The organism is Sulfobacillus harzensis (assembly GCF_012933365.1).
Lineage (GTDB): Bacteria > Bacillota > Sulfobacillia > Sulfobacillales > Sulfobacillaceae > Sulfobacillus_B > Sulfobacillus_B harzensis.
Map to the genome: position 1 here is coordinate 1 of NZ_JABBVZ010000001.1, position 21,453 is coordinate 21,453.

Here is a 21,453-nt window from a genome sequence, read left to right on the forward strand (position 1 = left end):
CCGACTTGAGCAGGGCCGACTTGAGCGGGGCCGACTTGAGCGTGGCCGACTTGCGCGGGGCCAACTTGAGCGGGGCCGACTTGCGCGGGGCCAACTTGCGCGGGGCCGACTTGAGCGGGGCCGACTTGAGCGTGGCCGACTTGCGCGGGGCCAACTTGAGCGGGGCCGACTTAGGAATGACAAGCATCCTTCAATTAGGTCCTATTGGATCGAGAAAGGATTATCTCATTGTTAAGCGTTTTGAAGATCGCACAAACGAGGTGATGACCGGATGCTTTCGCGGTACATTAGACGAGTTTGAAAAGGCTGTTGAGGTGTCGCATAAGGAACATCCTGAGTCGTTGAGAGAGTATAGATCCGCTATTAGGTTTTGTCGTGAGATTTGGGAGGAGGACCATAACTGTTCTGGATAATGTGTGTAGATGTGATATAATATTGATATGTTACACACATATTCACCTAAACAATTTGGCCAACTCATTGGCAAATCGGTCGCGACGTTACAACGCTGGGACCGGGAGGGCATTTTAACGGCGCATCGATCTCCAACGAATCGGCGGTATTACACGCATGACCAGTATCTGGCGTACATCGGGGTGGTCGCGAAGCCCGCAGGACGTGTGGTGCTGTATGCACGGGTCTCGACCCGTAATCAACGTCCCGATTTACTCAACCAAGTCGCCGCGTTAGAGCAATATTGTCAGCAACACGGAATTATCCCGAGTGACACGATTCAAGACATTGGAAGCGGATTAAACTATCACCGAAAGGGCTTCAATCAACTGTTTGAGGACATAGAAGTCGGGAAAGTGCGCCAAGTCATCGTCGCGCATAAAGATCGACTGGTCCGGTTCGGATTCGAGTGGTTCGCCGAGTTTTGTGCCCGGCACGGGACCGAACTGGTGGTCATGAACCAAGAAACGCTGTCTCCAGAACAAGAAATGGTGAACGATTTGTTATCGATTGTCCATGTCTTTAGCGCCCGGCTGTATGGCTTACGGTCTTATCGAAAGGAGTTGAAGCATGCTCTTAGCGAAAAAGATCCGCATTAACGTCTCTCGCCAAGATGCGAACACGTTGGACTTTATGCAAGCCAAATGCCGTGCTCTCTATAACTGGCATCTGAGCCAACTGAAAGCGGGGGCGCAGTGGTCGCTGTATGACGCGAAGAAGACCCTGCAACAGAGTCGCGCCGTGGACCCCGAGATCAATGCGGTCTATGGAAAACTGTTGCAAGAAGTCTTCTTCCGTCTTGACGACGCCATGAAAGCCTTCTTCCGTCGTGTGAAAGCGGGTGAGACCCCGGGATTTCCGCGTTATCACAGTCGCCACAAATTCTTCACGCTCAAATATCCTGGGATGTATATCCGCATTGAAGGGAAGACCCTCACTCTTCCAACGGGTGGGCGCGGATCATCGAAACCGTTTCCGGATATTCGGGCCATACTCACCGAAACGGTTCCAATACCATTTCGGGAAGTCGCGATTACGAAAGATACGGAAGGCGCCTACTACGCCACGTTTCTCAGGGACGTCAGCGAATCACCGAAGACCGCGGATGATGGAAGCGCCATAGCCTATGACTTAGGGATTAAAACCCTAGCGACGGGGTATAGCACGACCGGACGCTTTGTGCATATTGGGGGCTTTACCACCTACCGGTGGTACAATAAGCAACTCGATCACATTCGGTCCTTGCGGAGCCGATGTCGAAAGGGTTCCCGGCGTTATCGCTACTTGACGCAAGTGTACCACCGGGTGTCGGAGAAGAAACGGCGCAAGCAACGCGATTTCTTGCACAAAGCCTCGACTTTCCTGACACGACAGGCTGAAAGAGCTATCGTGCTCGGCGATCTGTCTCAACAACAGATGGTGCAGAAATCGCGGAAAGCAACAAAACGAACCAAGGGGCTACATCGAAGCGTGCAAAACGAGTGGGGTTTATTCCAATTCGTCGCAATGATTCGTTACAAGGCACAACGCACCGGCAAAGACCTGCACATCATTAGCGAACGGTACACGTCCAAGGATTGTTCAGGCTGTGGCTACCGTCAAGACATGCCGTTGTGGAAACGGACGTATCAGTGTCCACAGTGCGGGTTAGTGATGGATCGGGACGAAAACTCAGCACGCAACATCCTCGCCCGGTTCCTTGCCCGGCTAGGGCCATATTCTGCGCAGATGCAGAACGATGTGCTGAGCGTGAGCTCAGGAATTTGAACATGGTTACCCATGTTTAGAAAGGCAGGAACCCCTATGCGCGAACTAACAAGCGTGACCGGGCTTCCGATTGCTGATGGGGAGGCTTGGAATGCGCTAGTGGACCGCCTGCACACCGTGGAACCGACGCGGGTGTGGGTCCCGTTGACCCCGACAGCCCGCGCTATCGTGGCTGGCCGCACGGCGCAACTCCGCAAGATTCTCCAAGGAAGTGATGCCGATGCCCCGGGGACGCCCGAGTAAACTGACGCCCGAACGCCAGAAGAAGCTGGTCGATGCCATTCGCGCGGGCAATTATTACGAGACCGCCTGTACCTATGCGGGGATTGATTACACGACGTTTCGCCTGTGGATGCAAAAGGGGGAAGCGCGGGAAGCGAAGAAGTATTCCGATTTTTTCGAGGCCATTACGCGCGCGGAAGCGGAAGCCGAGTCGCGGGCCGTGGCGCTCTGGCAAAAGGCCATGCCCGAGGACTGGCGGGCGGCGCAAATGTTCCTCGAACGCCGTCATCCGGATCGGTGGGGCAAGCAAGACAAGCTCAAGACGGAGGTCAGCGGCACCGTCAATTGGGTGGCACTCGCGCAGGCCGCGCAGACGGATGACGAATAAAGAGGCACAGGCGGTCCTTCAGCGGGCACAACGCGATCCCGTCTGGTGGGTGCGCCATATTCTGGGGGCCGATCCGTGGGCCAAGCAGGTGACCATTCTGGAGAGCGTGCGGGACCATCAACGCACGGCAGTACGAAGCGGCCACGGTCTGGGCAAGACGGCCGTGGCCGCCATGACCGCGCTCTGGTGGCTGTTTAGCCATCCCGATAGCATTGTCATTACGACCGCGCCGACGTGGCCGCAGGTGGAGAACCTGCTCTGGCGCGAGATTCGCCAACTCCACACGAACGCGCGCGTACCGTTAGGCGGCAAGCCGCTCAAGACCAGCCTCGAACTCAGCGATAAATGGTACGCGCTGGGCCTGTCCACGAACGAACCCGAACGCTTCCAAGGGTTTCACGCGGAACATTTGTTGCTGATTGTGGACGAGGCCAGCGGTGTCGACCAAGGGATCTTTAATGCGTCGGAGGGATTTCTCACGGGGCCGCATGCGCGGGCGCTGTTGATCGGCAACCCGACGCAGGTGCGGGGCGAGTTCTATGAGGCGTTCAAGAGTCCACTCTATGCCAAGATTCAAATCAGCGGCTTCGATAGTCCGAATGTCACCGAAGGGCCGAATACGCGCCCGTATTTGACGTCGCCCGAATGGATCGACGACAAGCGCATCAAATGGGGCGAAGGCACGCCGCTGTGGCAATCCCGCGTGGTGGGCGAATTCCCGGACCAAGGCGAAGATATGGTCTTCCCGCTGTCGTGGATTGAGCACGCTCAACACCGCTCACCGGTGCGGGAGGGCGCCATCCACTTCGGTGTGGACGTGGCCCGCTTCGGCACGGACGCGAGTGTGTTGGCGGTGCGCCAGGGCCCGGACATCGTGCATCTGGAACAGCATCACCAGTGGGATACGACCGCTGTGGCTGGTTGGATCGCGCAAGCCGCCAAGCAGTGGCATCCGCAAAGCATTCGCGTGGACGCCGATGGCTTGGGCGCGGGGGTATACGACCTCCTCAAGGCCCAAGGCTTACCCGTCGTAGAAATCCATAGTGGGACGGCGGCGAAAGATCCCGAGCAGTTCCTCAATCGCCGCGCCGAGTGGTACTGGGGCCTGCGGGAGCGGTTGGATCCGCAACTCGCGGCGCAGCCGATGGCGTTGCCGACGGACGAGGACCTGCTCGCGCAACTCACCAGTTTGCATTACAAATTCACCGCGCGGGGCCAAGTGCAGATCGAAAGCAAAGATGACCTGCGCAAACAAGGGTTGCCGTCCCCGGACTGCGCCGACGCGGTGTGTTACGCCATGGCGGAGACGCAGGGCCGGAGCGTGGTGATTGGCGCGGCATCGACGACGCAGGTGCCGCAATGGGTCCAAGGTCTCCAAAGCGCGGCGCAAATGGCCGTGGTCGCCGGGCACGGCCAGTTGCCGATGCCGGTGACCGTCAAGCCCCAGAAGAAAGTCGCTGCGTTGGATTGTCCGCAGTGCGGCATGGCGCTGACGCGCCACAACAGCCGGGGCCAATGGTGGTGCCCGGATCATGGATGGCAAGAAAGGAGTTAACGAGACGATGAGGATGAACGCGACACGATATACGCGCCAAGGGGAGCACGAGGTCAACCCGGTATACAACACGCCGGAGGGCACACCGCCAATGAGCAAGCCGGAACTATTAGAGGCGGCGAAAGATGCGGTGTTGTTCGATGTCACGAAGACAGACGCATTCAAGGCCCTTCCCGCGTCGCCCTTTCCCGCGATTCAATCCCTCGGTATCTTCTGTCCGCTGTGCGGGCATGACCAATGGATCCGGGTTCCCATCCCGGCGCTGGTGCAGTACGCCGTCTGCGTCTGCGAAGGCACGCAAGCCGAACCGCAATATACGGCGCAGGCCGCCATTATGGGCCACGGGCGCCAGGGGGCGTGGCACTTGGTGCCTGCGGGCACCCATGTCGTCGTGGAGGAGGCTTAGCTCATGATCACGATTATCGACGCGAGCCTGCACGGCTCAACCTTGTTTATCGCCGCCCAAGATGACGCGGGCCGTGTGAGCCGCTATGCCGTCGATTGGACGACCGCTGCGAGCCAAGGCCAAGAGGCGGTGACGAGCGCCATCACGAGCGCCGGGGCGACGCCGAGTCAAAGCGTGCCTGCGTGGGTGCAACAGTTGGTTGGGCGAACGGTGAGCGTGTCATGACGCCGGTAGCGACGCCGATAGCGGCCACGGTGTTGCTGGAGGCCGCCGCCGTGTTGATTCCCGGTTTGGATACCGTCTCGGTCACAGGCTTTTCGCTAGACTGGACACCCGAGCGCGTGCAGTGGATGTGGAGCGCCGACGATGGCACCACCGATAGTCAGACGATGACGGATCCCGCCCGCGTGGCGCAGTGGGATCGCTTTGTGCGCACGCTCTGCGTGTTGCCGGACGTGCCGATGGATCATATCACGCTCGGGGTACTGGAGTCCGTCAGCTGGGTCAGGGTCGTCTGGACGCCGCCGTTGAACCCGCAATGGCAGAGACGGGATGAGATCCTCGCGGCCGTCGCCCAGTTGCGGGACTAGGGCAAGCGCCCGCGCCAGTTGGTGTAGGTACGGAGGATGCAAAAATAGCGCAGATATGTTACAAGATACCACTGACATTTTACCGCTATGGAGGGGGATGGGATAGTTGGCGAACATTGACACTGCCCTGACCCGCTCGGAACAGGACCGCCCCCATCGGAGGCGGTCCGTTATTGTTGGTCCGGACTGGCGTTTTTCACCGCCGGGCAGCCGTTGGGGCGCGTTTACCATATCTTTCCAGCAACTCCGGGCCGTGGCGAAGAAGTCCCCAACCGTGGCGGCCATCTTGCAACTGCGCATCCAGCAACTCCAACTCTTTGCCCGCATGCCCCGGCACAAAGGGGATCGCGGGTTTGAAATCGTCAACAAAAACCGCCCAGGCAATCCGTCGGCGCAGGATCAACGCGTGGCGGAGGAAGTCCGCGAGTTCTTTTTGAACACCGGCTGGCGGCCGGACTGGCAACGCCCGGACTTCGCGAATTGGGTGGCGGCGATTGCGCGGGATCGCTATATCCTGGATGCGGCCTCCACGGAACTGGTGTACAACCGCATCGGCACCCTGCAAGAGTTCTGGCCGGTGGATGGCGGCACCATTGAGATCCAATGGAGCGATCGCTACATTCCCACGACGCGCTACGGGCGCCAATTGGATCAGCCCGTGGCCTACGTGCAAACGGTCGATGGGCAGGTCGAGACGGAATACGCGCCGGACGAGCTGGCTTATTGGGTGGCGAATCCGATGACGGATGTCAGCCAAGGGGGCTACGGCCTCTCCGAGTTGGAATCCTGCATTGACATTGTGGCGGCGGAAATCCTTGCCATCCAATACAACAGCAATTATTTCGACCACGGGAGCGTGCCGCCGGGCATTCTCGCCGTGATTGGCAACTTTTCCGAAGAAACGCTCCAAGAACTCAACGTCATGTGGGAGACGGACGTCAAAGGGGTTGTCGGGCAGCATAAACCGGTCGCCTTGGCGATGGACGACGGCAAGTCCGTCCAATGGATTCCGATGAAGCAGTCGAACCGCGAGATGGAGATGGGCGACTTTCTCGACAAGCTGCGGACCGGCATCTGCTCGGTCTTTAGCGTCGATCCGGTGGAGATCGGCCAGCGCATGGCATCGAATACAGGCGGCATCAGCAATTCGGACAATACCGAGGCCAAGATTGACCTGTCGCGGGATCGGGGCCTGTTACCCGCCGTGGATTGGCTGGAGCGGAACATCAACCGCTCCATCATGCCGCATATCGCGCCTGGCTATGAGTTCCGCTTCGTGGGCATCAACGCCGAAGATGAACAGCAGAAGGTCGCCTACCTCAACAGCCAACTCCAAGCGGGCGGCATTACGCTCCGCGAGTGGCGGAAGGCCATGGGGTTGGCCGAAGTGCCGCCCGGCGCGGAAGACGGCGCGTGGTTGGATGCGCCGTTGAATCCGCCGGCGTTGCAAGTGTGGATGCAGGAACGCGGCATGAGCGGCCCGGCAGACCTGACGCAGATGAGTGAAGCGCAACGCGGCGCGCTCGCCCAAGGGCCGACGGATCCCACCCCCCAGGAGGTGGCCAAAGCATGGCGCTGGCAGTGGAGTCAGGGCGCGTAGGTCGTTTTCCGCCGTTTACGCCGCCGACCGAGGGACCGTGGGATCTGCCCGCGATGCAGACGCTGGAAGACACGGCGGCGCAATGGGCCTATGCGGCGGCGGACCACGCGCTCACCGATCAGTGGGCGTGGGTGCAACAATATTGGGGCGGCGCGACGTTGCCGCCGATGCCGCCGCCCCGCTGGCAGTGGAGTCCCTGGGCGCTGGCGCTCTTGCTGGTGCTGGGGCCGCGTCTCGTCACCGGCGGGGTGCCGACGGCGACGGTGATGTCCTGGGTGGAAGCCCAACCCGCAGCGACGATCCCGCGCCGGGGTCCGGATGGCACTGCGTGGGGGAAAACCCGTCGCCAACACCTCGAACGCACGGTCGCGGATGTGCACGCGCGGCTGCAGGCGTGGGCGCAGGACGTCACCGACACCGTGACGACCGTGATCACCGGGGCCAAGCGCGCCGGGCTCACACTCACGAAACTCCGCGAAGGATTAGCCCACCATTTCACCGACTGGGGCCAAGACCTCCAGCGACTGGTGCAAACGGAACTGAGTGCCGCCCGCACGGATGCTATTTTGGAGACCGCGACCGAGGCCTGGGCGCTGGTGCGGACGCACCCCAACGCCTGTGCCAGCTGCCATGCGGCGTTTGACGGCAAGACCTTTCGCATTTTGAAGCAAGCCCCGGACCATCCGGCCAAACACGCCGAGACCGCCTTGTGGCCCGGCAAATGGACGCTCAACTGGGATAAGAAACCCGCTGAGCAGTGGCCCGCAGTCCCGCAGCACCCGCGATGCCGCTGTCGGGTTGTGCCGCAAAAGACGAAACCCCAAGGAGATGCCTAACGCATGCCGAGTAAAGCCCCCTTAGAACTCCGCGAATGGTTGCGGCAAGATCAGCAACAGCAAGACCGCCAATGGATCGACTCTCAAAAACGGCAAGACACACAAATGGAAAAGATGGCCACGGCGATTCGCCAGTACGGCGTCTTGATTGATGCGCTGCGCGATGTGATCGGCGTGAGTGATGCCGACTGGGAAGCGGCGGTCAACCGGGCGATAGACCGCGTGCAGTTCACGCAGAAGGAGTGAGGCGCGGTGAGTGTGCTAGGGTTCTCCATCCGCAAAGGCTATCTCACCACGGCGTATGGCGAAGGGCGGGCCCCGAAGAAAACCCCCGATGCCGGGAAAGCCCGGCACCAACTCGCCAGCATCAGCGGTGACACCACCGAAGAAAGTCTCCCGACCATTCGGCTCAACGGGTTCACGCCCAACGTGGCCTGGGCCTTGTTGCGGCGGGCCGGGTATATTCTCCGCATTACGGAGGGACAGGCCATGCTCCCTGGGCAGACGACCATCCGCGTGTCGTCGGAGGGGGTCATTACCCTCCAAGGCCCTAAAGCTGCGACGTATGCGGAATGGTTCAACGCCCAGCTCAAGAACATGGTGGACTGGGCCGGGCAAATCGACGGCAAGCAAGAGGTCAGCAGTATTCGGTCGCATGGCGGCCACTTTAGTTAGGTAGGAGGAAGGATATGCCGACGAGTGATCGCACCCAACGCCGCCTCTCGAAAGAGGCCATCGCCAAGTTGCGCGATGTCATTGAGATCCTGGACGACGACATCACCCATGAGGACGACGAAATCCGCCGGGAGACAAAGAAGGCGTACTCGGCCACGGAGCGCCACGCGGTCAAGCGCGACAAGCATGACCGCTACGGTGATGAGGTCTATGCGGTCCCCAAACTGGACTCGTATCCCTTGACCCAGGACAAGAAGCCCAGCGAAGAGCGCGTCCGGGCGGCGTGGGACTACATCCATGTCGCCAAGAACCGCGAGAAGTTGGGCGAGAAAACCGCCGCCAAAGCCACCGCTCGTATTCGTGCGTTCGCGAAGAAGCACTTCCCCGACATGCACCTCGAAGAGACGACGCACAAGAGCCTCGCGGTGGATGAGGTCTACGTGTTCCCGCTGGAAAGCATCTGGCCGTTAACGGAGAACCGCCAACCCTCCGCCGAACGCGTACAAAAGGCGTGGCAGGAACTCCACTCGGCCCGCATTGAGCATGTCTTGCCCGATGCCGCAATGGCTACGGCTGAACAGCGCATTGCGCTCTTTGCCGCCCAGCACGATCTGCCGCTCCAAACGCGGCGGATGCCTCGGACGGTGGTGCTGTAATGCAGGTCGCCGTCCGCACGATTCGCGTGGTCCGCACGGAGGCCACAGAAAAGGAGTGGGACGCGCTACGCCAACTGGTGGCGGAGGGGCTGACGGTCGTGGAGACGATCACCCCCGCGATGGCCCACGTGGCGGAGTCGTTGGGCTTGCAGGTGCGGGATAATCCGGCGCCCGCACCCGAATCGGCGCCAGCGCCCAAACGTCGGCGCACCAAAGCCGCGTCCCCCGCAGAGGAGGGATAACCGACGGATCCCTTTCACTTCAGCGCCCAGATTGTGAAAGCCGAGGCCCACGACGATGGTACGTACACGTTGGAGGGCCTCGCATCGTTGCCCGGGGAAGATCTCCAAGGCGAAGAGGTGGTGCCCACCGGCTTGGACATTGATTACTTTCTCGGAAAGAGGCTGCCCAAAGGCGCGGGCGGCTATATCAATTACGACCACGATCCCACCCAGATCGTCGGCTATCCCGAGGAAGGGAAAATCGGGCCGCAAGGCTTTTGGATCAAGTGGCGCACGCTAGACACGCCCTTTGTCCATAAAATCATGGAGCAGATGCGGGCGCTCAAAAAGGCGAACTGGCCGCGTCGCTACGGCATGTCCATTGAAGGCGTGGTGCATGAGCGCGATCCCGAGAACCCCCACATTATCCGCCGCGCGTTTATCAAGAACGTGGCACTGACCCCTACCCCGGTCCATCCGGGCACGTTTGTGGACTTCGCCAAGAGCCTGACCACCGCCTCCGAAGTGGGCTTTGACCCGACCTACGGGCGCGCGGCGGCCTTGCGCGGCTGGGTGACGGATGTCGTCGCCATTCAGAAAGGCCTCGTCACGGTGCGTGGCAATCCCTATTTCACCGCGACGGGGCGCTTTCGGCCCGACCAAGACGTGGCGTACTTCCGCGAGGTGTGGGGCCAAGACGCGGCGAGTGCGTTGGACCTGGGGCACTTCGCGGTGAGTCGGCAGGCGGCGTTGCAGAAAGCGCTCGCCGATCAACGGCGGTGGGATGGCTGGCGGCGGCATCTCGTCCGTCAGCGCCGTCGCGATCCCACCGATCCGCATGTGACGGCCGCAGGACAGATTCGGGGCGGCGACCACGCGGTCGCGGCTCATTTTTTGTCCTGTGAAGGACGCACCCGTGCTGAGACGGTGCGGATTGTGCGCGCATTACATGGCTCGCCGGTGGTTCAGCCGGTCCGCCAGAAAGGAGCCCATCATCATGGGTAAGAAAGTGCGAAACGTGTACGACGCGATTGTCGCCGACGCGCTCCAGAAGAGCGTGGTGACCGCGCCGTCCGATCCGAATGGCGGTGCCCGATTGCCCGAGCGGCAGAGCCGCCAACCGCGCAACAAAGACCGCGATGGCGAGAACTACATGGCCATCTTCGACCGGGAAGCGCAGGAATCCGACGACCAGTTGGACGACTGGATGCGCTACACCCAAGCGGTCACCGAGTCGCCGGAGGACTTCGTCAACGATGACGACGACACTCCCGAAGACCCCGATGAGGCCGACGAGGACAGCCGCGGCAACGCCGAATACGATCCGTATTCCGACGATGATGCGGACGATGCGGCGGCAGACCTGACCGACGAGGAATACACCCACGTCAAGGCCCACAAGCGTCGCCGGGTGCGCAAATCCCAGGGCGACCACGACGCCGAGTTCGACGCCTTGTCGGACGATGCGGAGGACGAGGACGATCCCGAGGACAACCTCGAAGAGGACGACGCCGCCGAGCGCCGCGCCAAGAACGTGGCCAAGGCCACCAAGACGCGAAAATCCGTTAAGAAGAGTCGGTCCGACGATGACGATGACTTGGATGAGGACGATGACGATCCCGACCACAACATGGAGGACGAGGACGAGGACGACACGCACGTCGCGGAAAACAAAGCCGAGCGCAAGCGCCTCGAAAAGTCCCGCCGCCGCAGCATGAAGAAGGCGCTGGGCCGCGACGCCCTCGGCATCGTGGACGGCAACGCCTTCGCCAAGGCCTTGGCGGACGCGGTGTGGGATCTCCGCGATGACGTCGTGGCCGAAGTCCGCGCCACCAACCTCAAACTCCACAAGGAAAACCAGGCGCTCGCCCAGCGCGTGCGCGCCGTGGAAGGGCGACTGCACAAAGCGCTCCAAGGCGAGTTGCAGCAAGTCACCAAGAGCCTCGCCAGCGGCTTGGTCAGCATGCAACAGCCTGCGGCCCTGGCCGACGATCCGGCCCAGCCGATTCGCAAGGGCTACGGCGCCCCGGTGGCCACGCGGCCCAAGTATAGTGCGGGCTGGAACCCCGAGCGTGCGCTGGATGCCATGGAAAAGGCGTGGCGCGAGGATCCCGAGAGTGGCATCAAGGACACCGACCTGACCCTCGTGGAAGGCAACCGATCACCCAACGGGCTCAGCGCGGGCGCGATTCGCTTCTTGCGCGCCAACCGCTTGCTGTAATCGGAAAGGAGCCAGTGTATGAACGCAGAACAAATCGCCAACGCCCAGGCGTTGTCCAAATCCCTCCGGATGGACAGCGGCGGCCTGATGATGGGCGACTACGTGACGGGCGGCCTCACCAACGAGACCTTCAACCGCCTGCAAAAGGCCTTGGTCGCGTCCCCGTCCACCCCCGGTGGCCCCGGTGACGGATCGAGCTTAATTCCGCAGTCCTTGGCCCGCACGTTGAAAAACGTCACCTTCAAACTGAACAAGGTCAAGCTCTGGCGCGCCATCGCGAAGCAAGACGCCTACGCGATGGAAGAAGAGTACGACCAGATCACCCAATACGGTGTGCGCGGCGGCATCTTCACCTCCGCCATGGCCACGCCGCAAGGGAACGACTCCACATTCGACCGCTTGCAGGTCCGCATGACCTACATGGCCACCGCCTACGCGACCGACATTGCCATCATGGCGACAGAAGTGATTGGCGGATCGGCCGAAGCGTTGCAGATCAATGACGCGACCCGCTACCTCTTGGGCGGCGTGGAGCGCCAGCTGTTTTACGCGGACTCCACGCTGATTCCGAGTGCGTTTAATGGCGTCAAGAGCATTATCAAGGGCTTCGCGCAGTCGAAGGGCTTCACCAATGTGATCATCAACGCCCAGGCCTCGGGCATTTCCGTGGACCACTTGGAAAATGCGCTCCAGGCCATTCAGGACAACTCCGGGGACCCCGAGAACGGTCTCTATGCCGCCTATATGGCGCCGCGCGTGCAATCGTACTTCACCAAGACGTACGCGCCGGCCCAGCGCACCGAGATCAATCAGACGCAGTTGATTCGCGATGGGCGGTTGTGGGTCGGCACCCCGGTGGACGGCTACAACTCCACCTATGGGCCGCTGGGCATGGTGAACGATATCTTCCTGAACCACGACGTGCCCGTTTCGAACCCGATTCAGGGCGCGCCCGCGACCCCGACCGGTGTCAGCGCCGCTCTGAACACGACGAGCAGTGAAGACCCCAACATCGGCACCTCGATGTGGCAGACGCCGGACAGCGCGCAGGATTACGGAGTGGGCTACAACGGCGGTCCCGTGACGTATGCCATCGAGGCCGTAAACGCCGCTGGGCCTTCGCTCTTGTCCGGGGCGACCACCACGGTCACCGTGGGCGCGGGCGAGAGTGTGACGGTAACCTGGGCCCGCGTCACGAGCCAACCGAGCGCAAACTATTACCAGATCTACCGATCGATGAACGGGGGGGCATGGCAGCCGGTCGCCCGCGTGGCGGACAGCGGCGGATCGAGCCTGACCCAAAGCTGGACGGACGAGAACATCACCGTGGCGGGCGCGTATGATGTGTTCATCATCAACCACGACGCCGAAGAGGGCTTGGTGTTCAAGCAACTGTTGCCGTTCTTCAAGTGGCCGTTGCCGATTCCCACCCTGGCCCGGTACTTCGCGGTGGCCCTGTTGGGCGCCCCGCTGATCTACGTGCCCTCACGGTGCGCCGTGATTGAGAATATCCAGGTGCCCGGCGGCATTGCAGCTCCGGTTCAGTTGTCGTAGCGGCGGGAACCGCCATGAACTGGACCGTCCAGAATGTCTCGCAAGATAGCGTGACGGTCACCGATACCCCGATTCCCGTCAGTTGGACGCCGGGCCAAGTGCAAACGGTGCCCCTGACCTACTTCCTGCATAGCGCCCAACTCAGCCAAGCCGTGCAAAACCAGCAACTCTGCGTCGTGAACTATGGAGCGTTCGCCCCGTTGCCGCCGTTTGCGCCCTTGACCTATACGGTCCTCGGCACGCCAGGCGCGACGGGGCTGACCCCCGTGACGCTGACGCAGAATGGCGCATCACCGCCCGTGACCTTGGGGCCGTACACGGTGGGCACCGTGTTGCTCAACGTGACGGCCTTGGGGGCGAGCGGCGACAGCCTCGCGTTGGGCTTTGAGGCGTGGGACGGGACGGTGTATTATCCCGCCCAGTCCGTCATCGCCGCAGTCAGCTCGGTCGGACCCGTGAGTGCGGCCTTTAATCCGCCCGCGTTGGCGGGGCGCTTTGTGTGGACGGTCTCGGGATCGGTGAGCGTGACCGCGTTGTATCAGTTGTTGCCCGATTAGGAGGATGCGCGATGCGCGTGATTCAACGGCTCATGGGCGTCGAGAATCCGATTACGGATCTCAAAGTCTATGAGCACACCCTGCATTTTCGGAATGGCGTGGCCGTCGTGGAGTCCTTGACGGAGCGCGAAATCAATCGGTTGCGGACATTTGGCTTCCGGGTCGAGCGGGATGCGACGAGTAAGAAAGCGGCAGCGAAGGTGCCAGCGGGCCCTCAACCGGCGGCGGCAACCGCCTCGGCCCGAGAGCCCGTGCCCGAGACCGCCGCCGAGGCGCAGTCGGTGCCTCCACAAACGGAGGCGGCGCCAGTCGCCGAACCTGCGTCGGCCCCGTCGCCCGCGAAGCCCAAGCGCCCGGCCTCGAAGAAGGAGGCATAACATGCCGCAAAAGTATGTGCGTCCGCCCTATGGGCAACGCCTCTCCACGTTCTTGCTGGGCCTGCGCCCGGGCCAAGACAAGTCTCTCGTCATGGATGCGCGGGTGCCGCGCGGCGGCATCAACAGCCGCGACTTGTTTGGCGCCGAAGGCACAGGCACGACCGATGCGACGGTCGGCACGACCACCGCGATTAGCCACAACTTGGGTGTCGTGCCCAAAACCAGTGAGATCATGATCACGCCCACCAGCGATGGCGTGGTCTATCTGGACACCGCGAACCCGCCGACGGCGACCACATTCAATGTGCTCGGATCGGCGGCGAGTCTGACCTTCGCGTGGCAAATCGTCACCTCGTTGGACCACCCGAGCCAGGAGATGGTCTAAATGGGCCAACAGTTCAGCGGCGGCCAGATTTCCGAGGTCATCAAGCAGCAAATGCGGTGGGTGCCGCGGAGCCGGGACGTCAATGGCGGCGGCCCGCAAGGCGGCGCGTTGGTGATGCCCGTCTATGGACAGGATGTCGTGTGGGATGCGCTGGCCATTACGGATACGGCGGCGCATCCCGGCATGACCGCGCAAGCGGGTGTCAAGAACCCGTCCGGTGGCTGGTTCGACCCGGTGTACGCCGTGTATAAGACGCTCCTGGTCGTCTCCACGCTGAACGAAGCCGTCAGCATCCAGCCGACCTGGAGTCTGGACGGCGAGACCTACTATCCCTTCGGCACGGCGACGAGCGTGGATGCCTATAGCGGTAGCGGCAATCCGGCCACAGCCCTGGTGGCGCTGTCCACCCCGAGTCAGTACCTCCCCTATGTGAATGCGATTGCCACCTGTAGTACTGCCCCGACGAGCGGCACGCTGACGGGGACCATCGCCCGCTTGGGCTAAGGAGGAATTTCCATGAGCAATCCGGTTGTGCTGCCCTCGTTTGGCGGCGACAAGAGTGTGGGATCGGTGGCGACCGCCTATCCGTTTCAACCGGGGGTCGATCTGACCAACGTCTTGGGCGCCAGCGATGGCGTGGCCAGCACGGAACTGGTCAAAATCGGCACCTTTTCGGTGACGGGCACCGCCAGCGGATCGGCCGATGATGCGATTACCTTCGCGCACGCGTTCCCGAATGCCACCGATGCGGTCTTGCTGACTTTCACCGCCCTCGGCGGCGCCACCATTAACGGCGCGGCCTATGCGGCGAGTGTGAGTGCCACGGGCTTTACGGCCACCGTGGACATTACCACGGCCGGGACCGGCGACATTACGGGTGTCTACGTCGCCTTCGGCCACTAAGGATAGGGGGGATCGGGCATGAGCCTGTTACAGACGTACTCGTCCTACCAGCCGACCTATCGGCACGATCAACAGTTCGTCCATGGCAACCCGATCCCCACGCTTTGTCCTCCGGCGTTGGTGCTGGACCGCTATCTCGCGGGGTTGCCCCTCAGTGCCAGCATTGGCGGGGAGAACCTGGCGGATATCGTGCAACAGAAGATCGATGCCAGTGTGGGTGAGTTTGAGCAACGGTTGAACATGTTTTTGGTGCCGCGCGTGATTATCGCGTGTGCGATGAACTATACGCCCCAGATCATCGAATCGGTCAGCGGGGAGAACGCCAACGGGTATGGGGTGACCAACAATCCCGCGCAACCGGGCGTGGACTACGACATGTTGGAAGTGCCGTATGACTACACGTCGCGGCGCTTTGAGCGCTGGTCACTCATCAAGGCTCGTCATCGGCCCATTCTTGAAATTCACAATATCGTCTTTGCGCTGCCGCCGAACTTCGGCATCTTGATTGTACCGAAGCCGTGGATCACCGGCGATCCCAACAGCGGGATTGTCCGGATTGTTCCGGTGGAAGGCGCGATGGCCGTGACCAGTCCGGGCGCCGGCATGTGGCTCCCCTTCTTCACCATGGGGCAGATGAACCATGTGCCGCAGTTTACGCAGATGACGTATACGAGCGGCATTTTGCCGATTCCGGATGACATGGTGGATGCGCTCGCCATGCTGGCGGCGGCGAAGACGTTGCAGGTCTATAACCGGGCGTATTATCCCGGGGTCCAGTCGTTTACGCACACCGTCGACGGCTTCAATCAGACCGTGCAACTGCGCGCCAAAGGACCGTTCGCGCAAGACATTGCCGACCTCACGGCGCAGGCGATGAACTATATCGCGATGTATCGCGAGGGCCATAACGGCATTCGCATGGAAAGTTTGGGACGGTAGCCATGCAATACAATCCGGTGGCGCCGGTGCCGTGGCTGTTTGAGGGCCTCTGGCAAGATCAGGCGCAAGGCGGTCAAGCCTATCGGCTCACCGTCTACAAAATGTCGCCGTGTCCGTGTGGCGCAGAACCGGGCAGTTCGCCCAATAGTGCGTGTCAAGCCTGTGGGGGGACCGGCATTCTCTATCCGAGCGCCGCCCGCTCGGTGTTGGGCATCGTGACGAATGTGACGCTGCAAACGGATCTGGTGGCGATGGGCCTCGCCGAGCCGGGCGACCTGCAGGTCTCGACACGTCCCGGGCAACTCCATCTGGATCCCTTTGATCTCTGTTTCGTGCCCTGGTCCATGGGTATCCCTATGACCGGGGAGTTGGTGATGCGCGGAACCGGCCCGACGGACCAACTCAACTACCGGGCGGCCATGGTCGAAGCCGCGTGGACGGTCGATCCGACGACAGGCCAAATCACGCCGTATACGGTGCTGAATGACTTCACGGTCCGTGGGCGTACGGTGACCTGGGTCGGTCGGCAACCGCCGGCCGGGACGCAGTACACTATCCGCTACAGTGGCGATTTCGAGTGGGTGGTCTACAAACCGCCCGATCAGCGCGTGGCCTTTGGCGTGGATCTCGGCGAACGCGCCGTCTTGCGCAAGCGCTACATTCTCCTCAAAAATGCGCCGCCGCTGTCCCTCTTGGAGGGCTAAGTCATGCTCACCTTAGAAGTGACGGGCTTCGACGCCCTGCACACCTTCGTACAGGCGCTCCAAGCCCCGTTTCCGCCAGAAGCGCATGCCGAAGCCGGGGGCGCGGTGCAACAGGTGTGGCAAGCCGCTGCGACCGGCACGGTGCTGCCGCCCATGACACAACCCGTCAACAAGCCGGACTTGGCGCAGAGCGTGCAGGTCACCCTGGACGGCGATGGGGCGACGGTCAGCGCGGACGCGAGCCTGATGCCCAATGGAACTGCGGCGAGAGACATGAAGCCAAGCCTCCTCCATGGCCCCCATTCCCGCATGGGCAAGCACGGTCGCTACAACATCATCCCGATGCATCATGATGCCGCGAGCCTTCCGGCGCATATTGTGAGCCAATTGGAGAACGGGACACCGATCACGTCACTGGAGGGAATCCGCTCCAAGATTCTCAACGGAGGTGCACCCGTCCTCGCGTACCCCGCGGCCAGCGGGCCGTTTCAGGTGGTGAGCCATTACACCTGGCAGACGGGCCTGTACACGGGGATGCGCCTCGGGAGGCACCCGGATTATCCGATGGGTCCGGTGACGTTTCGCACGGTCTCCGAGCGGTCCGATCCGGGCAGCTGGTGGTATCCGGCCAAGCCGGGGCAACCGCTGGTCGCCGCCGTGAGCCAAGCCAGCGTGCCGCTGGTGACGGCGATTTACACGCAATGGTGGGAGGCGCGACTCCATGCCCATTGACATCAGCGAGTGGACTCTGCTGGCGGTGATCCAGAACGGGATTCAGCAGGTGCAGCAGAATGCGGCGACCCTGATTCCCGCCATTTTCCCGCAGATGCCCAGCCCCATCCAGCAACAGATCATCACGGCGCTCACGAGCGGGGGGCTGAAAAGCGTGTCGGTGCAACTGGCGTATCTGCCCAACGCGCAACCGCAACTCCCCGGCGTGTGGCTCTATCAGGTGCCGGGTGGGGAAACGCGCGACCTCGACGTGATCGGGAGCACCTACACCTATGATGTCTCCGATAGCGGGCTCGACACCGATCAGGGCATTGGGAGCCAGAAGAGCTGGCAGGTCACCGTGGGGAGCATCAACGTCACCGACCTGCTCGTGCTCGTGGGTCTCGTCAAGTGGAGCCTCATCGGGGCCCGTGCGAGTCTCGGGGCCGATCCCAACCGCTACATTAAGCAGCAACTCAGTTGGTCCGGCTGGAGTCCCATGGCGAACAGTGCCGGGGACGTGATTTTCCCGTATCAGCAGACGCTCACCTTCACCATCACCACCATTGAAAGCGCCGCGAGCACCAATACCGATCTCATTACGGGCTGGACGGCCGCCACGCTCACTGCATCGGATTAAGGAGGACCCATGGCTAAGAAACCGGCCGCTCCCGAGGGGGAGAGGCCCCTGTTGCATGTGCGCGATTGGCTGAGCCAGCAGATCGATCTGCCCGCCGAAGCCGTCGCTGGTTTTTTGCACCACGTGGCGGCCGATGCGTGGGACACCGCCGACCACTGGCGCCAGCGCTGGGAGGCCTGGCTGCATCACCCGGTAGGCCAATAAAGGAGGAGCGCCATGTCCACCAATTTTAACGGGCAAGTGCTGACCCAACCGCAAGCCCGCACGCAGTTTAATGATAGTGCACTGATTCCGGCCAATCCGGCCCAACCCGCGCCGCACACGCTGGTCCTCATTGGCCCCGCCAACCAAGGCCCCAATGAGCTGGTGACGATCGCCTCGGTGAGCGACATTCAGACGAATTTGGGCATTGACAGCGATTTAGCCAATGCCGCCGCACTCGCCTTGAATCCCTCGCCTGTCACCGGCGGCGCGAATCCCTTGAAAGTGTGGAACGTGAATCCCACCACGCAAGGCACGATCAACCTCACGGACCCATCCGGCAACACCCCGGAGATTGTGCTGACCACCACGCGCTGGGGCCAAGCGGCCAATTACATCAAAGCCGCCGTCAGTGCGGGATCGACGGCCGGATATACCGTCACCATCGCTGACGACTATTCGGGGGGCAGCGTTCAGTTGGCGAATCTGGCGCTGAATGTGCTGTCCGTCTGGTATTCGGGCTCAGGCACGAGTCCGACGGTCACGGCCACCGACAGCGCGGTGACGCTAACGGCGACGAGTACCGATACGGGAGGCACCATTGATCTCACCAGCAATTTGACGGTGAACCAATTGGCGAGCCAAATCAATGCGCTGTCCGGCTGGAACGCGACGGTGCTGGATCCCAATCCGCAAGACGTTGCCGCGGGGCTGTTGGACAACGTGAGCGCGGTCGCCGTAGGCACCACGAGCACCACGGCCACCACGCTGACGGCCAACATCACGGCGGTCGTGCGCGCCTTGAACGGCCCGGCGCAGACCTGGGTGACGGCCGTCCGCCAAGCGGATGCCACCACCTTGGCCACGCCCGGCACCTACACCTATGCGACCGGCGGATCGACCGGGACGGCCACGACCACCAATTGGCAGGCCGCCTATACGGCGTTGCAAGGGGAAACCGATGTGCTCTGGGTGGTGCCCGTGACGAGCGAGTCGACCATCTGGGCCATGAACCAAGCGCATTGCCAACTCATGGACAGCGAGGGCTATGGCCGCTCCGGCGTCGTGGGCGGTGCCAGCGGCACGACGATCAGCCAAGCGCAGACGAATGCCGCGGGACTGGCCTCCCAGTACACCAGCTATCTGGTGAATGGGCTCCAGGGCATCAATCTGCAACAACAGAGCGTGACCTTCCCGCCCTATATTGTCGCCGCGCAAATCGCGGGCCTCATGGCGGGGCAGCCTCTCAACGCGTCACCGACGCTGAAGTCGCTCAATGCTACGGGGTTGGAACAAGCGTTTGCATCGAGTGCCATTGACACCTTGATTCAGGCCGGATGCCTCGTGCTGAAAGTCTACAACGGCCAGTTCGTGGTCGCGAAAGGCCAGACCACAGCGGCTCTGAACCCCAACGCCACAGTCAATCAAGTGCAGATGCAAGCGGTCAACGAAGTCTTCGTGCTGGAATACGGCCTGAACAGCGTGTTGTCGGCCTTTGTCGGCCAGCCCATCACGGCGACGACCGCCGCCGCGGTGAAGGTGGCGGTCTACACCTTTCTGACCCAGCAGGCCGCAGCCCCCTTGCAACTCATTCAAGCCGCGCCCGCATTGCAAGACATTCAAGTGACCATTTCCGGCACGGTCATTTCGGTCGCCGCCCCGGCCAGTCCGACGGTCGTGGCCGACTTTGTGCTGACCACCCTGTCCGCGTCCGTCGATACGGCGCAGGCCGCCTAAGGAGGGCATAACGGATGGCACTCGGGAATCAAAACCTGCTCTCAGGTAACTATGGCGAGATTAAGATCAACGGCAAAGTCATTCTGGGCTTCAAAGCCTGGACCTTGAACTATGGCGTCAATCTCAGCCAAGAGGGGCAATTCGGCACCGGCACCCCGATTCTGGTGCCGGGCCTGAACTCGGTGACCGTCACGGTCTCCAAATTGATGCTGTATGGCTCCTCGTTGGAAGCCGCAGGCATTGAACCCACCAAAACCCTGAACGATATCGCGACGCTCCCCCCCTTTACCACCGACCTCTACGAGACGTTGGAGGGCGGCGTGGTCAAGACCGCGATTAACTGCCTCTTTGACAGCTCCTCGGTGAATGCCAGCGCCAACGCGGCGTTCTTGGAGACGGTGACGCTCATGGGGACGGACGTCGCGTCGAACGCGTACTAAGAAAGCGAGGACCCATGGATCGGATTGATGCCAGTCAAAAACACGTGTTTACCCTCCCCGAGGGCAGCTGGACCTTGAAGCGCCTCGGGATGCTGGATGAACAGCGCGTCGCGGGCCAGGCCACCCTCATGTTAGGCTGTCCCTTTGACGAAGCGCCGCTCCGCTCCCGCGAAATCGCGTGGATGTGGGCGACGATCACCGTGGCGACGGTGGACGAACCCAAGAATTGGGATTGGAACGCCCAGCCGGACACCACGGTCTTGGAAACGCTCTACACCCAATACATCGAATGGGACCGCTCCTTTCGTCGCCCAGTGGATGGAGACGCGGGAGTCACACGCGGAGACGCTGGGGCGGAGCCTCCTCTTTTGGTATCGCCAGCAGTACCAGATTCCGCGGAATGACCCCCGCTTGAATCTGACGCAGGAAGAACTCTGGGAAGAGTGGCGGGCGTGGCAAATCTTCCACACCCCGCCGCCCGAGCCACCCTCCGTGGAAGACGCGTGGCTCGAAGCCGTCGCCGCTGGCCAGTATGCGCCCGACGACTACACGGCCCGGGCCGCGTTTATCGCGCAGTGGAAAGCGGACCATCCCGACGAACCCGAGGATGACTGGGAACCCGTGGACGCGCCGCCGCCGCGGCCCCTGGGAGGTGAGGACCCTGGATCACGAAATTCGCATTAAACCCGCACTCGACGAGGCGGATCTCACGAAA

32 protein-coding genes are annotated in these 21,453 nt (G+C 61.8%); all 32 read left to right on the plus strand.

Annotated features, from left to right (window positions below; all coding sequences use genetic code 11):
- The first annotated feature begins 41 nt into the window (after nucleotides 1-41).
- The 32 genes from HIJ39_RS24850 (at nucleotide 42) to HIJ39_RS00160 (ending at nucleotide 21,422) form a co-directional block, all read left to right on the plus strand.
- A complete protein-coding gene (locus HIJ39_RS24850) occupies nucleotides 42-413 on the plus strand; it encodes a pentapeptide repeat-containing protein (protein ID WP_338055029.1) in 372 nt (123 codons plus the stop codon).
- Nucleotides 414-440: 27 nt separating this feature from the next.
- Nucleotides 441-1,052: an IS607 family transposase gene (locus HIJ39_RS00010; RefSeq protein WP_169095402.1), complete on the plus strand. Its 612-nt coding sequence runs from the start codon at nucleotides 441-443 to the stop codon at nucleotides 1,050-1,052.
- Nucleotides 1,024-2,220, plus strand: coding sequence for an RNA-guided endonuclease InsQ/TnpB family protein (locus HIJ39_RS00015; protein WP_169095404.1), 1,197 nt, complete (start codon nucleotides 1,024-1,026; stop codon nucleotides 2,218-2,220). Before HIJ39_RS00010 ends, HIJ39_RS00015 begins: the two co-directional genes overlap by 29 nt.
- 36 nt (nucleotides 2,221-2,256) lie before the next feature.
- Entirely contained in the window at nucleotides 2,257-2,463 is a 207-nt protein-coding gene (locus HIJ39_RS00020) for a hypothetical protein (RefSeq protein ID WP_169095406.1), read from the plus strand.
- Nucleotides 2,441-2,830, plus strand: a complete 390-nt coding sequence (locus tag HIJ39_RS00025) for a hypothetical protein (RefSeq protein ID WP_169095407.1) — start codon at nucleotides 2,441-2,443, stop codon at nucleotides 2,828-2,830. The genes HIJ39_RS00020 and HIJ39_RS00025 overlap by 23 nt, the downstream gene beginning before the upstream one ends.
- Nucleotides 2,820-4,385, plus strand: a complete 1,566-nt coding sequence (locus HIJ39_RS00030; RefSeq protein ID WP_207711378.1) for a hypothetical protein — start codon at nucleotides 2,820-2,822, stop codon at nucleotides 4,383-4,385. The genes HIJ39_RS00025 and HIJ39_RS00030 overlap by 11 nt, the downstream gene beginning before the upstream one ends.
- A 13-nt stretch (nucleotides 4,386-4,398) precedes the next feature.
- Nucleotides 4,399-4,791 (plus strand): hypothetical protein, encoded by a 393-nt coding sequence (locus tag HIJ39_RS00035; RefSeq protein ID WP_169095409.1) that lies wholly within the window; start codon nucleotides 4,399-4,401, stop codon nucleotides 4,789-4,791.
- 3 nt (nucleotides 4,792-4,794) lie between these two features.
- Nucleotides 4,795-5,016, plus strand: a complete 222-nt coding sequence (locus HIJ39_RS00040) for a hypothetical protein (protein WP_169095411.1) — start codon at nucleotides 4,795-4,797, stop codon at nucleotides 5,014-5,016.
- Complete coding sequence (locus HIJ39_RS00045; RefSeq protein ID WP_169095413.1) at nucleotides 5,013-5,381, plus strand: hypothetical protein; 369 nt, start codon at nucleotides 5,013-5,015, stop codon at nucleotides 5,379-5,381. Before HIJ39_RS00040 ends, HIJ39_RS00045 begins: the two co-directional genes overlap by 4 nt.
- Nucleotides 5,382-5,487: 106 nt before the next feature.
- On the plus strand, nucleotides 5,488-6,981 hold the full coding sequence (locus HIJ39_RS00050) for a phage portal protein (protein ID WP_169095415.1): 1,494 nt from the start codon (nucleotides 5,488-5,490) through the stop codon (nucleotides 6,979-6,981).
- Nucleotides 6,951-7,817, plus strand: a complete 867-nt coding sequence (locus HIJ39_RS00055) for a hypothetical protein (protein WP_169095418.1) — start codon at nucleotides 6,951-6,953, stop codon at nucleotides 7,815-7,817. Before HIJ39_RS00050 ends, HIJ39_RS00055 begins: the two co-directional genes overlap by 31 nt.
- A 3-nt stretch (nucleotides 7,818-7,820) precedes the next feature.
- A complete protein-coding gene (locus HIJ39_RS00060; protein ID WP_169095419.1) occupies nucleotides 7,821-8,063 on the plus strand; it encodes a hypothetical protein in 243 nt (80 codons plus the stop codon).
- Nucleotides 8,064-8,069: 6 nt separating this feature from the next.
- Nucleotides 8,070-8,492 (plus strand): hypothetical protein, encoded by a 423-nt coding sequence (locus HIJ39_RS00065; protein ID WP_169095421.1) that lies wholly within the window; start codon nucleotides 8,070-8,072, stop codon nucleotides 8,490-8,492.
- 14 nt (nucleotides 8,493-8,506) lie between these two features.
- Nucleotides 8,507-9,148, plus strand: a complete 642-nt coding sequence (locus HIJ39_RS00070; RefSeq protein ID WP_169095423.1) for a DUF6582 domain-containing protein — start codon at nucleotides 8,507-8,509, stop codon at nucleotides 9,146-9,148.
- A complete protein-coding gene (locus tag HIJ39_RS00075; protein ID WP_169095425.1) occupies nucleotides 9,148-9,390 on the plus strand; it encodes a hypothetical protein in 243 nt (80 codons plus the stop codon). Before HIJ39_RS00070 ends, HIJ39_RS00075 begins: the two co-directional genes overlap by 1 nt.
- Nucleotides 9,391-9,477: 87 nt before the next feature.
- Entirely contained in the window at nucleotides 9,478-10,374 is an 897-nt protein-coding gene (locus HIJ39_RS00080) for a hypothetical protein (RefSeq protein ID WP_169095427.1), read from the plus strand.
- On the plus strand, nucleotides 10,367-11,590 hold the full coding sequence (locus HIJ39_RS00085) for a hypothetical protein (RefSeq protein WP_169095429.1): 1,224 nt from the start codon (nucleotides 10,367-10,369) through the stop codon (nucleotides 11,588-11,590). Before HIJ39_RS00080 ends, HIJ39_RS00085 begins: the two co-directional genes overlap by 8 nt.
- A gap of 18 nt (nucleotides 11,591-11,608) precedes the next feature.
- Nucleotides 11,609-13,144, plus strand: a complete 1,536-nt coding sequence (locus HIJ39_RS00090) for a fibronectin type III domain-containing protein (RefSeq protein WP_169095431.1) — start codon at nucleotides 11,609-11,611, stop codon at nucleotides 13,142-13,144.
- Between the two features lie 14 nt (nucleotides 13,145-13,158).
- Nucleotides 13,159-13,701, plus strand: coding sequence for a hypothetical protein (locus HIJ39_RS00095; protein ID WP_169095433.1), 543 nt, complete (start codon nucleotides 13,159-13,161; stop codon nucleotides 13,699-13,701).
- 11 nt (nucleotides 13,702-13,712) lie between these two features.
- On the plus strand, nucleotides 13,713-14,078 hold the full coding sequence (locus tag HIJ39_RS00100; protein ID WP_169095435.1) for a hypothetical protein: 366 nt from the start codon (nucleotides 13,713-13,715) through the stop codon (nucleotides 14,076-14,078).
- Nucleotide 14,079: 1 nt separating this feature from the next.
- Complete coding sequence (locus HIJ39_RS00105; protein WP_169095437.1) at nucleotides 14,080-14,463, plus strand: hypothetical protein; 384 nt, start codon at nucleotides 14,080-14,082, stop codon at nucleotides 14,461-14,463.
- Entirely contained in the window at nucleotides 14,464-14,967 is a 504-nt protein-coding gene (locus HIJ39_RS00110; protein ID WP_169095439.1) for a hypothetical protein, read from the plus strand.
- 12 nt (nucleotides 14,968-14,979) lie between these two features.
- The gene (locus HIJ39_RS00115; RefSeq protein WP_169095441.1) at nucleotides 14,980-15,366 is read left to right on the plus strand and encodes a hypothetical protein; all 387 of its coding nucleotides are present in this window, start codon (nucleotides 14,980-14,982) and stop codon (nucleotides 15,364-15,366) included.
- An 18-nt stretch (nucleotides 15,367-15,384) separates the two neighbouring features.
- Nucleotides 15,385-16,305 (plus strand): hypothetical protein, encoded by a 921-nt coding sequence (locus HIJ39_RS00120; protein ID WP_169095443.1) that lies wholly within the window; start codon nucleotides 15,385-15,387, stop codon nucleotides 16,303-16,305.
- A 2-nt stretch (nucleotides 16,306-16,307) separates the two neighbouring features.
- Nucleotides 16,308-17,009 carry a hypothetical protein gene (locus HIJ39_RS00125; protein ID WP_169095445.1) on the plus strand — a complete coding sequence of 234 codons (702 nt, stop codon included), beginning with the start codon at nucleotides 16,308-16,310 and terminating at the stop codon, nucleotides 17,007-17,009.
- Between the two features lie 3 nt (nucleotides 17,010-17,012).
- The gene (locus HIJ39_RS23625; RefSeq protein ID WP_207711379.1) at nucleotides 17,013-17,741 is read left to right on the plus strand and encodes a hypothetical protein; all 729 of its coding nucleotides are present in this window, start codon (nucleotides 17,013-17,015) and stop codon (nucleotides 17,739-17,741) included.
- Nucleotides 17,731-18,360 (plus strand): hypothetical protein, encoded by a 630-nt coding sequence (locus HIJ39_RS00135; protein WP_169095447.1) that lies wholly within the window; start codon nucleotides 17,731-17,733, stop codon nucleotides 18,358-18,360. The genes HIJ39_RS23625 and HIJ39_RS00135 overlap by 11 nt, the downstream gene beginning before the upstream one ends.
- A gap of 9 nt (nucleotides 18,361-18,369) precedes the next feature.
- Nucleotides 18,370-18,564, plus strand: a complete 195-nt coding sequence (locus tag HIJ39_RS00140) for a hypothetical protein (protein WP_169095449.1) — start codon at nucleotides 18,370-18,372, stop codon at nucleotides 18,562-18,564.
- A 12-nt stretch (nucleotides 18,565-18,576) separates the two neighbouring features.
- The gene (locus tag HIJ39_RS00145) at nucleotides 18,577-20,298 is read left to right on the plus strand and encodes a hypothetical protein (protein ID WP_169095451.1); all 1,722 of its coding nucleotides are present in this window, start codon (nucleotides 18,577-18,579) and stop codon (nucleotides 20,296-20,298) included.
- A 14-nt stretch (nucleotides 20,299-20,312) separates the two neighbouring features.
- Entirely contained in the window at nucleotides 20,313-20,738 is a 426-nt protein-coding gene (locus HIJ39_RS00150) for a hypothetical protein (protein WP_169095453.1), read from the plus strand.
- A gap of 14 nt (nucleotides 20,739-20,752) precedes the next feature.
- Entirely contained in the window at nucleotides 20,753-21,142 is a 390-nt protein-coding gene (locus tag HIJ39_RS00155) for a hypothetical protein (RefSeq protein WP_169095455.1), read from the plus strand.
- Nucleotides 21,143-21,149: 7 nt separating this feature from the next.
- A complete protein-coding gene (locus HIJ39_RS00160) occupies nucleotides 21,150-21,422 on the plus strand; it encodes a hypothetical protein (RefSeq protein ID WP_169095457.1) in 273 nt (90 codons plus the stop codon).
- The last annotated feature ends 31 nt before the right edge of the window (nucleotides 21,423-21,453 follow it).

What these genes read in the sequence shown, in the direction of transcription:
- HIJ39_RS00010 (WP_169095402.1), top strand. Translation starts at nt 441, where the DNA reads ATGTTACACACATATTCACCTAAACAATTTGGCCAACTCATTGGCAAA.
- HIJ39_RS00015 (WP_169095404.1), top strand. Translation starts at nt 1,024, where the DNA reads ATGCTCTTAGCGAAAAAGATCCGCATTAACGTCTCTCGCCAAGATGCG.
- HIJ39_RS00020 (WP_169095406.1), top strand. Translation starts at nt 2,257, where the DNA reads ATGCGCGAACTAACAAGCGTGACCGGGCTTCCGATTGCTGATGGGGAG.
- HIJ39_RS00025 (WP_169095407.1), top strand. Translation starts at nt 2,441, where the DNA reads ATGCCCCGGGGACGCCCGAGTAAACTGACGCCCGAACGCCAGAAGAAG.
- HIJ39_RS00030 (WP_207711378.1), top strand. Translation starts at nt 2,820, where the DNA reads ATGACGAATAAAGAGGCACAGGCGGTCCTTCAGCGGGCACAACGCGAT.
- HIJ39_RS00035 (WP_169095409.1), top strand. Translation starts at nt 4,399, where the DNA reads ATGAACGCGACACGATATACGCGCCAAGGGGAGCACGAGGTCAACCCG.
- HIJ39_RS00040 (WP_169095411.1), top strand. Translation starts at nt 4,795, where the DNA reads ATGATCACGATTATCGACGCGAGCCTGCACGGCTCAACCTTGTTTATC.
- HIJ39_RS00045 (WP_169095413.1), top strand. Translation starts at nt 5,013, where the DNA reads ATGACGCCGGTAGCGACGCCGATAGCGGCCACGGTGTTGCTGGAGGCC.
- HIJ39_RS00055 (WP_169095418.1), top strand. Translation starts at nt 6,951, where the DNA reads ATGGCGCTGGCAGTGGAGTCAGGGCGCGTAGGTCGTTTTCCGCCGTTT.
- HIJ39_RS00060 (WP_169095419.1), top strand. Translation starts at nt 7,821, where the DNA reads ATGCCGAGTAAAGCCCCCTTAGAACTCCGCGAATGGTTGCGGCAAGAT.
- HIJ39_RS00070 (WP_169095423.1), top strand. Translation starts at nt 8,507, where the DNA reads ATGCCGACGAGTGATCGCACCCAACGCCGCCTCTCGAAAGAGGCCATC.
- HIJ39_RS00075 (WP_169095425.1), top strand. Translation starts at nt 9,148, where the DNA reads ATGCAGGTCGCCGTCCGCACGATTCGCGTGGTCCGCACGGAGGCCACA.
- HIJ39_RS00085 (WP_169095429.1), top strand. Translation starts at nt 10,367, where the DNA reads ATGGGTAAGAAAGTGCGAAACGTGTACGACGCGATTGTCGCCGACGCG.
- HIJ39_RS00090 (WP_169095431.1), top strand. Translation starts at nt 11,609, where the DNA reads ATGAACGCAGAACAAATCGCCAACGCCCAGGCGTTGTCCAAATCCCTC.
- HIJ39_RS00095 (WP_169095433.1), top strand. Translation starts at nt 13,159, where the DNA reads ATGAACTGGACCGTCCAGAATGTCTCGCAAGATAGCGTGACGGTCACC.
- HIJ39_RS00100 (WP_169095435.1), top strand. Translation starts at nt 13,713, where the DNA reads ATGCGCGTGATTCAACGGCTCATGGGCGTCGAGAATCCGATTACGGAT.
- HIJ39_RS00105 (WP_169095437.1), top strand. Translation starts at nt 14,080, where the DNA reads ATGCCGCAAAAGTATGTGCGTCCGCCCTATGGGCAACGCCTCTCCACG.
- HIJ39_RS00110 (WP_169095439.1), top strand. Translation starts at nt 14,464, where the DNA reads ATGGGCCAACAGTTCAGCGGCGGCCAGATTTCCGAGGTCATCAAGCAG.
- HIJ39_RS00115 (WP_169095441.1), top strand. Translation starts at nt 14,980, where the DNA reads ATGAGCAATCCGGTTGTGCTGCCCTCGTTTGGCGGCGACAAGAGTGTG.
- HIJ39_RS00120 (WP_169095443.1), top strand. Translation starts at nt 15,385, where the DNA reads ATGAGCCTGTTACAGACGTACTCGTCCTACCAGCCGACCTATCGGCAC.
- HIJ39_RS00125 (WP_169095445.1), top strand. Translation starts at nt 16,308, where the DNA reads ATGCAATACAATCCGGTGGCGCCGGTGCCGTGGCTGTTTGAGGGCCTC.
- HIJ39_RS23625 (WP_207711379.1), top strand. Translation starts at nt 17,013, where the DNA reads ATGCTCACCTTAGAAGTGACGGGCTTCGACGCCCTGCACACCTTCGTA.
- HIJ39_RS00135 (WP_169095447.1), top strand. Translation starts at nt 17,731, where the DNA reads ATGCCCATTGACATCAGCGAGTGGACTCTGCTGGCGGTGATCCAGAAC.
- HIJ39_RS00140 (WP_169095449.1), top strand. Translation starts at nt 18,370, where the DNA reads ATGGCTAAGAAACCGGCCGCTCCCGAGGGGGAGAGGCCCCTGTTGCAT.
- HIJ39_RS00145 (WP_169095451.1), top strand. Translation starts at nt 18,577, where the DNA reads ATGTCCACCAATTTTAACGGGCAAGTGCTGACCCAACCGCAAGCCCGC.
- HIJ39_RS00150 (WP_169095453.1), top strand. Translation starts at nt 20,313, where the DNA reads ATGGCACTCGGGAATCAAAACCTGCTCTCAGGTAACTATGGCGAGATT.
- HIJ39_RS00155 (WP_169095455.1), top strand. Translation starts at nt 20,753, where the DNA reads ATGGATCGGATTGATGCCAGTCAAAAACACGTGTTTACCCTCCCCGAG.